At 47.5% G+C, this 13,578-nt stretch carries 7 protein-coding genes; 2 read left to right on the top strand and 5 right to left on the bottom strand.

The annotated features are described in order from the left end of the window. Positions 1 to 2: 2 nt before the first annotated feature. Both GJS45_RS20515 and GJS45_RS20510 read right to left on the bottom strand, forming a co-directional pair. Entirely contained in the window at positions 3 to 2,300 is a 2,298-nt protein-coding gene (locus tag GJS45_RS20515; RefSeq protein ID WP_162343740.1) for an acyl-CoA dehydrogenase family protein, read from the bottom strand. 126 nt (positions 2,301 to 2,426) lie between these two features. Beyond that, positions 2,427 to 3,857, bottom strand: a complete 1,431-nt coding sequence (locus tag GJS45_RS20510; protein ID WP_162343739.1) for an alanine/glycine:cation symporter family protein — start codon at positions 3,855 to 3,857, stop codon at positions 2,427 to 2,429. Between the two features lie 309 nt (positions 3,858 to 4,166). Between GJS45_RS20510 and GJS45_RS20505 the strand changes: the two genes are divergently transcribed. Beyond that, positions 4,167 to 4,994, top strand: coding sequence for a CvfB family protein (locus tag GJS45_RS20505; RefSeq protein ID WP_162343738.1), 828 nt, complete (start codon positions 4,167 to 4,169; stop codon positions 4,992 to 4,994). Between the two features lie 170 nt (positions 4,995 to 5,164). Further along, positions 5,165 to 6,088 carry an ROK family protein gene (locus GJS45_RS20500; RefSeq protein ID WP_162343737.1) on the top strand — a complete coding sequence of 308 codons (924 nt, stop codon included), beginning with the start codon at positions 5,165 to 5,167 and terminating at the stop codon, positions 6,086 to 6,088. On the opposite strand, the gene GJS45_RS20495 is transcribed toward GJS45_RS20500, so the two are convergent. From GJS45_RS20495 to GJS45_RS20485, 3 genes are all read right to left on the bottom strand, one after another. Then, entirely contained in the window at positions 6,078 to 6,467 is a 390-nt protein-coding gene (locus GJS45_RS20495) for a hypothetical protein (protein ID WP_162343736.1), read from the bottom strand. The genes GJS45_RS20500 and GJS45_RS20495 overlap by 11 nt on opposite strands. A 96-nt stretch (positions 6,468 to 6,563) precedes the next feature. Then, positions 6,564 to 8,819, bottom strand: a complete 2,256-nt coding sequence (locus GJS45_RS20490; protein ID WP_162343735.1) for a hypothetical protein — start codon at positions 8,817 to 8,819, stop codon at positions 6,564 to 6,566. Positions 8,820 to 8,830: 11 nt separating this feature from the next. Beyond that, positions 8,831 to 12,784, bottom strand: a complete 3,954-nt coding sequence (locus GJS45_RS20485) for a heparinase II/III family protein (protein WP_162343734.1) — start codon at positions 12,782 to 12,784, stop codon at positions 8,831 to 8,833. Positions 12,785 to 13,578: the final 794 nt, after the last annotated feature.

The raw sequence follows: 13,578 nt of genomic DNA, 5'->3' as shown, positions 1-13,578 counted from the left end.
GTTTACATGGCAATGGGGGCTGCTAAACAGGCATTGGGAATGTTAAATGCGTTTACCAGCGGAACCGCATCCTTCCGTATTTCCCAGCACAATTGATTGACCATTTTTCGGATCGCTTTGGTTTTTACGCCTTCCATATATCCCTGTTCCAGGTACCAGCCTTTGTGGGTTTCCAACTGGTACAAAGCAAACAAATCACATAATTTCTTCAGCACAGTCTTGATTTTTGGGTCTGGGGTATGAGCGGTTTTTGCTATAAATTTCTCCAAAATTACCCGTTCGATGTAGGCTTGCCCCATATTGACCAGGTGATGCTGGGATACGTTTACCGCATCAAAGGGATCCATCCCTTCATCCATCAGCCGCTTCAAGCGCTTTGCTCCGGAATCCAGAATGCTGTTTTCCCGGTATTCAAAAGCACTCAAATGAAAGTCCGAATCCAACAGGTGATCTTCGTCTGTATTTCGGATAATCAGCGGGTTCTTTTCTGTAATGGATGTCTTCGTTTTGGAGGCTACGTAATTGATAATGGTAAACAGGTTCATGTTTTCAAATTGCTCCTTATAGGCGCTCAAGCGGCTTTTGGCTACCAATTGCATGAGTACCGTATTATCCCCTTCAAAGGTGGTATAGACATCGGTATCGTTTTTTAAGGCATCGATCCGGTTTTCGGATAAGTAGCCCTTACCCCCACAGGCTTCCCTGCATTCTTGTAAAGTGGCCGTATTTTGCCAGGTTACATAGGATTTCATTCCAGCCGCCAGGGCCTCTATTTCCTGCATTTCCTCCTCCTTCCGGTGAAGAAAGCGATCGGTAACGTATTCCATAGCGAAATGGCAGGCATAGGTTTTTGCCAGCAAGGGGATCAGCCTCCGCTGGTGCATGCGGTAGTTCAATATGGGGATCTCTTCCCCGCCTTCCGGGCCAAATTGCCGTCGGCGGTCTCCGTAGCGGATGGCGATGCTCAGGCCGGATTTGGAAGCGGCAAGAGCAGATCTCGGAATGCCTATTCTTCCGCCCACCAGGGTTCCCAACATGGTAAAAAAGCGCTTGTTATCGCTGGCAATCGGGCTTTGAAATTGGCCGTCTTCATCCACGGACGAAAAGCGATCCAACATGTTTTCTTTTGGAATGACCACGTTGTCAAAAGCAATCAATCCATTGTCTACGCCATTCAGTCCCATCTTTCTGCCGCAGTCGGTAATTTGAATTCCTGGTAAGGTATTTCCTTCCTCGTCCCTCAAAGGAACCACAAAGGTGCTGACCCCATAATCTTTTCCATCAATCAGCAGCTTGGCAAAAACGGTGGCCATTTTACCATGCATGGCGGCGTTTCCGATGTATTCTTTTCGGGCATCCTGATGGGGGGTGTGAATGGTAAAGGTGTGGTTTTGGTGATCATAATTGGCAGTGGTCTCAATCCCTTTTACATTGGACCCGTGATTGGTTTCAGTCATGGCAAAGCAACCGGGAAGTTCCAGCGTTCCGATGGCTTTCAGGTACTTGTCATGATGCTTTTTGGTGCCCAATGACAGGATACTCATGCCCCAAAGGCCAAATTGCACGCCAAATTTGATCACCATGCTCAGATCCCGGTAGCTCAGGGTTTCAAAGACGGTGAAATAAGCCTCCATGTCGTCTCTACCTCCATGCTCCGCTGGGAATCCAATGGCTCCATAGCCTTTATCCGCCAGGAGACGGCACCAGGAGAGCACCTGGTTGCGGTAGGTTTCCAGGTTATCGGGTTGTATATAGTCAAAATTATCGGTAGCCAAGAAGGTCTTAAGTTCATCGATCAAGGGCTTTCTCTGCCCATCCAGGATGGTCGTAAGGGCATTGACATCAAAATCTACCTGGGTTTCGTAGCGAGTGGATATGTTGCTGTGAGAGGACTTGAAACTGAGGGCAGCAGATTTACCGATGATGCCCAACTGTTTTTCCAGGTCAGACAGTTCTTTTTCTGCCTGCTCTATGGGGAAGGTGTAGGCAACTTCCGGTGCCTCTTTTTTCAATAATTCGATCCCCAGAGAGGTCAGGTTGGGATAGGTTTTGCTTTCATCTACGGCAGAAGTGATGGTCTCCCACCAAAAATCCATTTCCCGGCGTTGTGGAGGCGATTCCGGACTGAGTTTTTCCCGGAGGAATTTTTTATCTTCTTCGCTGAGCCAGTCAGCCTGATTTAAAAACGTTATAAATGCCTGGTTTTCCTGATCCTGGATCAGGGTTTCCGACCATACCAGGTAAAGGATAGGTAATAAAACCAGTCCTCCTGGTGTCGGTTGTTTCGGGGCTTGCTGCATGGCGATAAATTTGGTTTTCTCTTAACAATTAAAAAGATAAGAAAAATATTCCAACCTACGCTTGCTTGCCCATGAAACTTGAATTTTCTTAGAAGAAGGGAATGATTTCAAAGCGGTAGTGGCTCCTTAGTCTATTTTATCCCACTCTTCTGTGTTATCAATATTCAGGGTATCCGAATTGAAGGTAGGATCCAATCCTTTTTTCCGTTGCTCCACGTAATCCCGCAAGGCATCCATGGCCGGTTTCCGCAATAGAAAAATGGCGATGATGTTTAACCAGGCCATCATCCCTACCCCGATATCTCCCAGGGTCCAGGCCAGCGCGGCCGTTCGGATGGTACCGTAGAAGGTGGCAATCAAAATCAATGCCCTCAATAAAAACAAGGGCCATTTACGGTTTTCGTCCCCCTGAAGGAAACTCAAGTTGGTCTCCGCAATGTAGTAGTATGCCATGATGGTGGTAAAGGCAAAAAACATCAGGGAAATAGCAATAAATCCGGGGCCCATATTGGGAAAATGTTCGCTGATCGCAAACTGCGTGAATTCCGGGCCGATGGGTACACCGGGTAAGTTTTCGATGATAAAACCACCTTCGGGGTTGATAACATTATACTGGCCGGTAAAAAGAATCATAAATGCAGTGGCCGTACAGATAAATAAGGTATCCACATACACCGAAAAAGCCTGTACCAAACCCTGCTTGACGGGGTGACTCACTTCTGCAGCAGCAGCGGCATGTGGAGCGGTTCCCTGACCTGCCTCATTGCTGTAGATTCCTCTTTTGATTCCCCAGGAAATCGCCATTCCGAAAATTCCTCCAAAGGTAGCGTCCATATTGAAAGCAGAACTAATAATTAATTTGATAACCCCGGGAATCTCGCTGATATTTAATATCATAATGATAACGGCCATAAGAATATAGGCGGCCGCCATAAAAGGCACCACAATCTGAGCCACCTTACCGATTCTTTTTACGCCGCCAAAGATGATCAATGCCAGAAAAAAACAAATCACCAAACCGGTAATCCAGGTGGGTACCTGAAACGCATTTTCCACGCTGAGGGCGATGCTATTGCTTTGCACGCCGGGTAAGAAAAAAGCGGTGCTAAGGATGGTAGCAAAGGCGAACAATACTGCATACCACCTGATCCCCAGTCCTTTTTGTATGTAGAAGGCAGGGCCACCCCGGTATTGGCCCCCTTTGATTTCCTTAAACATTTGTCCAAGCGTGGCTTCAATAAAAGCGGATGCACTGCCCAGAAAGGCAATGATCCACATCCAGAAGATTGCTCCCGGCCCACCCATCGCAATGGCGGTAGCCACACCCGCAATATTTCCGGTGCCCACGCGCCCGGAGATCGCAATGGCAAACGCCTGAAATGAGGTAACTCCTTTATCGGAGGATTCTCCACCGAAGAGAAGCCTGATCATTTCACGGAAGTATCGTATTTGGAGAAATTTGGTGACGATGGAAAAATAAATCCCCGCACCTAAACAAAGGACAATTAGGGCATTACTCCAAATAATATCATTGATGGCGTAAATAATAGATTCCATAGAATAGAAAAGGTTGGCTTCGGTCGATTGGTGTACTGACCACAAAGAAAGCCAAAATATGTTTACATTTGATTTTGACATTAAAAATTATCTGATTTTACCCGAAAAATCTTATTTTGGTTAAAAAAGTGTACGATTTAAATCCAGGTTCTTGCTGAGGTAGGAAATACATTGAAATGGACGACCCGAAATACGATGGATTTTTACTCTTCATTCGGGCACTTACAAATAGGGCAGGGATGGTATTCCGTAAATTCATTACATTTGTGCCGAAAAGGACGTTGAGAGCCAAAAGAAACCGAATACCCCATGAAAGAATTAGGATTGATCAGTACCCTGAGCATAAACCGGTTTACTGATAATGGTGCTTATTTGCAGCTAAGTGATACGGGAGAAGTGTTGATTCCCAAGCGCTATTTGAAAGGGGATGAAAAAGAAGGCGATTTGCTGGAGGTTTTTGTCTATACCGATAGCGAAGATCGACCCGTAGCCGTAACTGATCGACCCGTAGCTTTACTGGACGAGTTTGCCATGATGGAGGTTAAAGATGTAACAGCCATCGGAGCTTTTTTAGATTGGGGATTGGAAAAGGATCTCTTTCTTCCTAATTCTGAAATGCGCCAAAAGGTTGACAAAGGAGATAAGGTGTTGACCATCGTTTGCCTGGATCACCGAACCAACCGGCTGATAGGAGTTACTAAATACGAAGATTTTATATTGTCAGACACCAGCTTATTTCAGGAGGGCCAGGAGGTACAGGCGTTGGTGTTTGACCGGACGGACCTGGGGTTTAAGGTATTGATAGCTGGTTTTTACGAAGGGCTGATGTATGAAAATGAAGTCTTTCAGCACCTGGAAATAGGACAAACCGTCACGGCCTTCATTAAGAAGATCCGGGAAGATAACAAAATGGATGTGCAATTGACCCCCATTGGCCGGCAGAAGTATGAAGAAGGAGCCGATTTCATTCTTGCCAAAGTTAAAGAAACTGGTTTTTTGCCGCTTTCGGATAAATCCGAGCCCGATCGCATTCGGGAGCATCTGGGAATGAGTAAAAAACAGTTTAAGCAGTGCATCGGGCAGCTCTACAAAAAGAAGAAAATTGTTATCAGGGAAGATGGAATTCACTTACCCTGAGAGGAGCAGGTAGCTATTTTTAGGCAATCCTTCCGTTGATTCACCTATTTTCACAGAAAATCCGTTATTTTTACTCCTTGTCTGTGATAACCGATCTTGGTAGATCAGCAGGAAAGTATAGGTTCCTTGTAAAGGATTCAAAATTTACGTTCATTTGAGTAACACATACTATGGATAAGAAAACCGAAAACTTTTTAGGTATAGATGTGGGAGGTACCCATGTTAAAATTGGCCTGGTCAATACCAAAGGCAAAATCCTTCAGTTTGCCAAGGAACCAACGGCTTCGCTACGGAGTCATGAATTGGGCTTTAATCTTGCCTTTGTAGACGTGGTGGGGAACTACCTTCGTCAATTTCCGGAGGTCCGGCATGTAGGTATTGGCCTGCCTGGATTGGTAAGTAAAGATCGGACCACCACGCTGGAAATCCCCGCCATCTCTGAGTTGAATGGGTTTGATTTGAAAAATGCGCTGCTTGATAAATACCCGGATATTATTTTTCACCTGGAAAATGATGCCAGTGCGGCGGCAGTGGGCGAATTGCATTTCGGCACGGGGAATACGCCTCAAAACTATCTTTTTATTACGCTTGGAACAGGTATCGGAAGTGCATTGATTCTGGATGGAGCCGTTTTTAAAGGCGTCAGAGGGAACGCCATGGAAATGGGACACATGCTATCCAGGGGAAATAGCCGCCTCGAACCCCTGATAGGTCGAAACGGTATTCTGAAAATCGCCGCTAGATTTCTGGAAAAATTTCCGGAGGAATCAGGTGACCTGGCAACACAGGAACTGGGCATGCACGTATTGGTGAGCGCTGCGTCGGAAGGAAATCCAATTGCCCTAAAAACCTTTGCCGAAGTAGGAGAAATTCTAGGGGAAGCCATTGTATCGACCATACGCATCCTGGATGTGAACGAAATTTACTTTGGAGGGGGTATTTCTGCCGCTTTGTCCTACATCATGCCCTCCATGGATAAAACGATCCATCAATACCTAAGTCCCTATTACCTATCTGATATTAAGATGCAACGGGCCACGTTGGAAAACGATGCAGGTACCCTGGGTGCTGCTGCCCTGTGTTTTATGGATTAAGACGCGTAATGGTTACTTCACTGACCTTACTGATCGCATTCAATCGAAAAAGAACCTTTAGCGGTTCTTTTTCTTGTTTTCCCTCGCAGTTATCGGAAGGTTCCAGAAAGTAAATGAAGAAGCTCTGGCTTTTATCAATCAGTTCTACCCGGTCCGGCCTGCCAAAGGTCTTAATAATTTCCTGGTTGTAACTGGCTAAAAAACTGTTTTTAATCGAACGCAATTCTTCCACATCCTGGATGCGCAGCCCAAGGCAGCCATTCCGGTCCTGTTTCCAATTCGACATATTCATGGTGCCGGTGTCTAGTTTTCCGGTACAGGAAAGCAGGGAAAACAATAAAAAGATAGAAAAAAGGACGTTGAGAAATTTTTGTTTCATGTACAGGAGTGGGGACGATCGTTTTTTGAAACCCAAATTTACCGCGAATGTTTGATTTTGCCCCGGGATTCGGGTACTAATTCCCATTTTCTATTTTTACTTCACAGCAATGGGCTGGTGGGGGCTGAGTGAATAGGTTTTGCCGTTGTAATTCATTTCCACGGCCCGGTCCGATTCTGCCCGTTTGATGGCTCCGTTTTCCAATTGAAATACGAAGAAGCAACTTTGATTAAAGGAGACCTCTGCCTCACCGTCTCCATCCAAATCCATTGATTTTCCTTCGCCTCCGGCGATTTCCTTTCCGATATAAAAATTTTCCCCAACCCTTGCAAAGGGAGTTTCAAATCCCCCGCTGGTCCATCGGAATCCCTCTTTTAACCGCTCCGCCTCCATTTCTCCTGCTCTTTTTGGATAAACCAGCAGATCAACAGTTGCTTCGGGCGTTTCAAATCGGACAGGTTTGAGCCATCCGTAGGTACTTTGAATGGAGGCAGCAGTGGTATCCAGTTCCACGGTCTCATTAAGACTGATAAAGTACTGTCGGTCTCCCAGCGTACTGTATCCGGTATGCGCCCGGTCAGCCGAAATGTTGGTTTGCAGCGACCTGCCGTCATTTTCCAACAAAGGAACGGTCAGGCCAAAGGGTAGCTCTTGAGCACTTTTCAGCCGGGTTACCAATAAATCCGGTGTCAGTACAAATTCCTGGCTAAAAAATGGTCCCCCTCTTCCGGTAACATAGCTGTAATGGATGGTGAATTTTACCAATAAGGGATGGACAAAATGAATTTCAGCTTCCCCCTGGTAGTTGGCAGGCAGATCCGCTATGCGTACCCAATGGCCTTTTTCCATCCATTCTGGCCCAAAGGAAATTCCCGATTGAGGCCGGTACTTATCAACCTTGTCCCCACTTCCAGTTACTAAATCAACGGTTTGCCCCCTTTCTAAATCGTGCTCTCCGTCAGCAGGGCCAAGGCGGCCATCCCAGCCTTCTTTGATCATCCGAACCGTACCTAAGGGGGTCCAGCTTAAGCCATATTTGGGTACACTGGCCCCGCGTAAATTGACCATCACCTGAAAGCCCCCGGCATTCGCAAAAAAGGCTCCAAATCGATCGTCCGTTTCAAAGGCATACCCACCTGTTTCTGTGGGGGCGGGTACCTCCGGTATTTGGGACTGTCGGGTAAGGTAGGCTTCCGCCAGGTGTTGCACGATCGCACCGGTATAATTTCCCCATTGGCTGGCCGGTTGGTACCCAATACGCTCGCCGGGTTCAAAATGATTTTTTGTAATGAAAAACGAACCTATCCAGGGCGTATCTGTTCGCTGCCATCTCAATATGCTTTTAAAGGCCAGGCTAGCCGCCCGCCTGTATTGCCCCGCCAGCCGTTCATTTCCTTGCTTCCAGGCATCTTCGGCCATTGCTTCAAAAGCAAGTTGATAGAGTACATCATTAAAAATGTGGTTATCTGTCCTGCCATTGGGAGGGGCCTGCCCATCCGGAGCCTGCATAAATAGGCTGGTACGGGTACCTCTCCGTACTGCTGAAAGCATCTCTCCTGAGGAGGGACCATCGTATGCTTCCATGGCCAGGCCAATCAGGTTTCCCCTTCCCACGGCTTCCACCGCCAGGGACTGTGGATCGCTACTCCAATCCTGGTATAGGTTCCAACGGTCATTTACGATACGAATCCGCTGGCTGTACTGATTCCAGGCGGTTTCAATAAATTCGGTGGCATACTTTTTTTCGCTCAAACCCTTCATCGCCCGACTCCATTCGCCTTTCATGGCATAGGTGCGCCAATTGTTGATACGGCCGTCGAAATTCTGCATGACCGCTGCCAGAGGAGTTTCCATTCTCCTTTTCCATTCCTCATACTGTTCCTCCGGAATATGATTCTTGTAGAGGTCTAATCCATGAGTAAGCGGACTGATGAAAAATTCCCCGTGCTCATCCGGGATGGATTTCGTGCCTTTTGAAAAGTTCAGGGTGCTGTGCTCCATGGCTTGTATTCCAGCTTCTTTTAGCTCCAATCCCACTCCGGCCTCCAGCAAAATACCTACGGCAAAAGCAAAATAGGGGGTAGCGTACTGATGCTCCCGGTCCAGGTAAGGATCAATAATGGCTCCCACTTCATTTTGCTGACGGGCCATGACCTGGCAGGTCGCTGCGATAACTTCCAGCATTTCTGTTTTATCCAGTTGACTTTCTTCCCATCCAGGAGCTGTTAGTTGAAAAGGAAGGTGCTGGGGTTCTTGTGCAAGACCCTGGTTTGGCACCTGAAAACTTAGGAAACCAATTAAAATGAGCCAAATTCGATGGAGAATAGGAAAACGGAGCGATGCTATAATCATGGTTTTTTGGGTTATTCTGATAATTCGTACGTAATGATTTCTTCTTTTCCCTGATAGCTTACTTGAATACTAATTGTCGGTGAACCGATGGGAGGGTTCTCCAGAAGGGCAACGTCTACCGCGGGTACTTCCTTCTGATAGGGAATAAGCAGCGTGACCAAACGCTCTCCATCGGATCCCTTGGTCAAATTTTTTCTAAAAGAAAATGCCGGTCGCGGTTCTTTTTTGGTGTAGACAAAGGATACCTGACCTTCCGCTTCTTCCAGGGTAAGCCCCTCCTGCGCCTGGGTTTGAAGGGAGAGGTTATAGCCATCCGGGAATTGAGTAGCTGCCTTCAGGTTTCCTTTATCCAGTTTGACCGGACCTGGGGCCAATTGGAAATTCAGGTCCAGAATACCGCTAAAATCACCAATTGCCTCATCAATAAGTATAAAAAAGGAATGATCAAAAAAGATCACTGCCCTCCTGTGGGCGAGGCCTTCGTAGTTTTGGTTTTCTACCACCAAAAGATCGTGATTTTCTCCAGGTTGCCACAGTAGTTGCCGGGGTTCATAGGCGATGTTTTCACCATTGAGGGTAAGGGTTTGATGCACCTTGCTTTGCCGAAACCAGGCCCTGCCTTCCGGATCACCACTGTAGATAAAACTTCCCGAGTCGGGCGTGAGGTTTCTTCCGCCAGCGTACAATTCAAATGTTCCGTTATCCGGTTGGCTGTGACCGCCCCCACTGGGCCCACATTTTAGCACCAGGCAAATGGCTTCCGGGTGCCAACTGCTACGCATGGAATAAAGCCCGCTGTGAGGATAGGCAAAGGCGGTAGCGGCCGGTTTCTCTCCTTTTTGGCCTTGCGTAGCCACATAGGTAAAATCTGGCCGGTCAAATAATGCTGCCCATTCCAGCAACCGATCGTAATACTGACCGGGATTGCCGGTCCAGGCATCACCAAACTGTGGACTGGTACCGTTCGGAAAAGCAAGTTTCATGGGCACCTCTGCCATTTTTTCGATCATTTGTAGGTATGAATCAGGGAAAAGGTTACCTTTTCCATTCATTTCTGCCAGTTCATAAGTCCGCAGAAACCAGCGGATACTGCCCATGTGATAGCCAAAGGCGAGTTCCCGCTGATGGCCGTCGGGGTAAACCTGATGGGTGATCTCGTTGCTAAACCTTGAAATAGCTTCCTCCATCCATGCCTTTGATTCCTTAAATTCCGGAAAGGTCATGGCAATGAAGGCCAGCCCTTCCGCTTCCATCAAGGCCCAATTACTACCTTTGCTGTACTTGGTCATCAGAAAATCGGCATGCTCGTGCACCGCAGCCAAAAAGCTTACCAAAGCCTCAGGGCTAAAGGAAGGGGAGTCTAGAAAATACTGAAATAAGTTGGTCCATCGGTGGCCCCTGATTCCAGCTTCGATAGACCTCCAGGCGTAATGATGCGCTTCATCCCGTGGATTTTTTTCTACCCAATCCATCATTTGCCGAACCCAGGCACTGGCGTATTTTTCCTCCCCCGTCTGCCAGTAGGCTTTTGCCATGGCATCCCAGAAAGTCATGCGGTTCAATTGCCATACCCATTCGTTATCACTTACGGGTCTGCTGCCCCAATCAATGTCTTCCCCTACGTAAAATGGCGGATAGGCGGGTTGTCCGACCATAATATGGGCCAGGGCATTATTGGCCATTTCCATGTCTTTTTCGCTGGCCGGATTTTCCAGCTGCATTAATTCCTGCCGGTCGACAGGGTGCTTTACATCGCTTCTTGCTCGGTAGTGCTCTAACATGCCCCGTGCGGCTACCAACGGATTTTCAACATTTTGGATTGATTTGGCTGAAAAGCCCGCTTTAAAATCCATCAAGCTAAGCAGTCCTCGGTATTTTTGGTGGAAAGCATCCGTCGTCTTGCCGTGGACAATGTCTTCTTTATTGTCCACCGACAAATTATATCCCATGGTTACTTGATTTCCTTCGAAACTCCTGCTTCCTTTCCCGCTATTATTTCTTAAAACAGCGCTTTTTACCTCAAAATCATGAACTCCCTCCATCCAGTTATCTAAAAACAGTCCATGTCGGTCGTTTCCTTCCAGCAGATTCCTTTCCAGCAAACCGGTTTTACTCTCCGTAATATGTATTCCATGAAGTTTGTTTCTGGATGATTCATTTCCAGCCAGAAGAATGTTTTCCCCAAATGACAGGTGTATGCCGCTTCCCCAAGGCGAGTTACTAAACCTTCCATCCGTTACTTTTACATCTGTTACCCTCAGGAGGTGAAGGTTATGGTGGAGGCCCTTTCCGGGGACCACATTGGATCCATTATCACTGAAATCACAACCAATAATCTGTACATTTTCGGCTCCCCGGATGGAAACGCCATGCTTAGTGAAGTTCCGTACCGTGACATTTTCCAGGGTAATGTGTTGGATTTGTCCTTCTTTTTCGGCTGAAAAAACCAGCCCTTCCCGCCGCAAAGCTGATTGTCGTGCCCGTTTCCTTCGTCCCTGGTTGGGATCGCTACCGGGATCCACAGAGGCTGCGCCCTCAATCAGCAAATGGCGGATCACCACATACTGAATATCCGGATCTTTGTTGCGAATGGTGACCCCTGCCTTTCCAGCTTCCAACATCAATATGCTGCCTGCTCCCTGGCCTTCCAAATGGGTTTCAGCAGGGATGAGCAGGGGACGGTCCAGTTGGTAAATTCCCTTCTCCAACATTACTTTTTTACCCGTACCGGCAGCCTTATCCAAGGCTTCCTGAATGGAAGCCCCAGGGGGCACGATCAGGTCTTCTTCATGTATGCCCTGGCTTGTATTTTGCTTCGCTCCGGTCTGCTGCCTTGCACTTGCTAGTGGAGGGTCGACTGAAAGAGGTGTTTCCGATAGGGCAGGAGCCCTTTGCGATATCAGGAAATACCAGGAAGATGAAGGACGGGTTTGCTGGATGGCTTTTTCCGTATTAGGCATCCCGAGGTGCTTCACTTGGGTATAATGGTGGTATACGGACTCGTAAATATCCCTGAATTCACCTCTTCCTCTGGGAGAAATGGTTCCATAGGCCGGGACATCTTCCCCCAACATGTACCTTGCAGTATATTCATATCCCAGCGCCAGTCTTTTGTCCGCTACCGCATAAAAATCCATACCCTGCGTCCAGGCCACCTGTGCAGCTTTGGCCAATTCACCCAGACCCAGCTGCACATGGGGCCAATCTCGGGTGGATTCCTGGATTTGTCCGTTGGGATAAATGTATTTGGTAATGCCTCCGTTGTTGGGCCCCCAGTAAAATCGTTCGGCTGCCTGTTGAAATATATCCGGTCTATCGGTGAAAACCCCGATGCAAAGCATGGTGTGAATCATGGCTGCATCCCAATTGCCATTGGCTTCGGTAAAAAAATCACGGATATACGGATAGTACACCGTTAACATCATTCGTTCAAAGGCCTTGATATCATCCCCTTCCCAGCCTTCATAGGTATATCTCAGTATTTCTGCTGCGTTGAGAAAATGCTGTCCCGTCAAAGCGGCGATCAATTTGGCATCATTATCATCGAAATCCCATAATTTTTCCGACCAGGCAGCAAGGATGGAAATGGCTTTTTCTGCATGTGCTTTCTTTTCGGTAATATACCAGAGCAATGCATGCCGGTAGGCTTCCATGGCACTGGCAGATAATTCGCGATGGCCCTGCCCCTGTCTACCGTAAGAACCTCTTACCACATGGGTAATTGATTGGGGTTCAAAATCCAGAGAGGCTTCTTCCAGCAAACGTTGGTAGGCAGCCACCCAGTTTTGGTCTCCGGATTGTATTTTGGCCTTCATGTACTCCAAATCGGCCTGGCTTTGAAGCATGCCCGGATGGACAAATTGCTGGGGAAAAACCAGCGGAGGTTCCGGCGAGTGGGTCTGGGATACTAGTGAACTGGAATAAGAAAGCAATAAAAATAACAGCGAGGCAATTTTTATTTTCATTATTAGGATGGGGTTTATTGTCTAACCAATTCCCCAAATTAAGAAGTAGAAACGAAAATTGCTAGAAACCGCTACTTCCTTGCAGATTTTGGCGTCTTGAAATTCAGGAAGTTTTGTGGAAAATGAAAAGGAATCGCAACATCACCATGTCATCAATAACCGTCATTGCGAGCGCCGCGAAGCAATCTGATTCGAAGCGAAACCGCAATTCCTTTGTAGAATGCCATTAGAAAACGAGTAGCGCAAACGTATTCCGACAGACTGCCGCAGGTGCCCGAGCGGTTATGACCATTCGATTAGAATCCATATGCACCCACGCAGTGACGAGAACCCGTCATTGCGAGCTCCGCGAAGCAATCTGAACCGGAGCGTTGATGCAAGGAGTTCAAGAAAAGGGCAGTTAAATACGATGGACGTGCACGTATTCCGACAGACTGCTGCGGGTGCCCGAGAGATTACGACCATCCGATTGGAATCCATTTGCACCCACTTAGTAACGAGAACCCGTCATTGCGAGCTCCGCGAAGCAATCTGAACCGGAGCGTTTATGCAGGGAGTTCAAGAAAAGGGCAGTTAAATACGATGGACGTGCACGTATTCCGACAGACTGCTGCGGGTGCCCGAGAGATTACGACCATCCGATTGGAATCCATTTGCACCCACTTAGTAACGAGAACCCGTCATTGCGAGCTCCGCGAAGCAATCTGAACCGGAGCGTTTATGCAGGGAGTTCAAGAAAAGGGCAGTTAAATACGATGGACGTGCACGTATTCCGACAGACTGCTGCGGGTGCC

Origin of the sequence: Cyclobacterium salsum, from assembly GCF_010119245.1 — a bacterium.
Taxonomy (GTDB): Bacteria; Bacteroidota; Bacteroidia; order Cytophagales; family Cyclobacteriaceae; genus Cyclobacterium; species Cyclobacterium salsum.
This window is presented reverse-complemented; position numbering and strand designations above follow the sequence as displayed.

Coding starts and splice junctions, on each gene's coding strand:
- GJS45_RS20495 (WP_162343736.1), bottom strand. CDS start 6,467: ATGAAACAAAAATTTCTCAACGTCCTTTTTTCTATCTTTTTATTGTTT.
- GJS45_RS20505 (WP_162343738.1), top strand. CDS start 4,167: ATGAAAGAATTAGGATTGATCAGTACCCTGAGCATAAACCGGTTTACT.
- GJS45_RS20490 (WP_162343735.1), bottom strand. CDS start 8,819: ATGATTATAGCATCGCTCCGTTTTCCTATTCTCCATCGAATTTGGCTC.
- GJS45_RS20485 (WP_162343734.1), bottom strand. CDS start 12,784: ATGAAAATAAAAATTGCCTCGCTGTTATTTTTATTGCTTTCTTATTCC.
- GJS45_RS20500 (WP_162343737.1), top strand. CDS start 5,165: ATGGATAAGAAAACCGAAAACTTTTTAGGTATAGATGTGGGAGGTACC.
- GJS45_RS20515 (WP_162343740.1), bottom strand. CDS start 2,300: ATGCAGCAAGCCCCGAAACAACCGACACCAGGAGGACTGGTTTTATTA.
- GJS45_RS20510 (WP_162343739.1), bottom strand. CDS start 3,857: ATGGAATCTATTATTTACGCCATCAATGATATTATTTGGAGTAATGCC.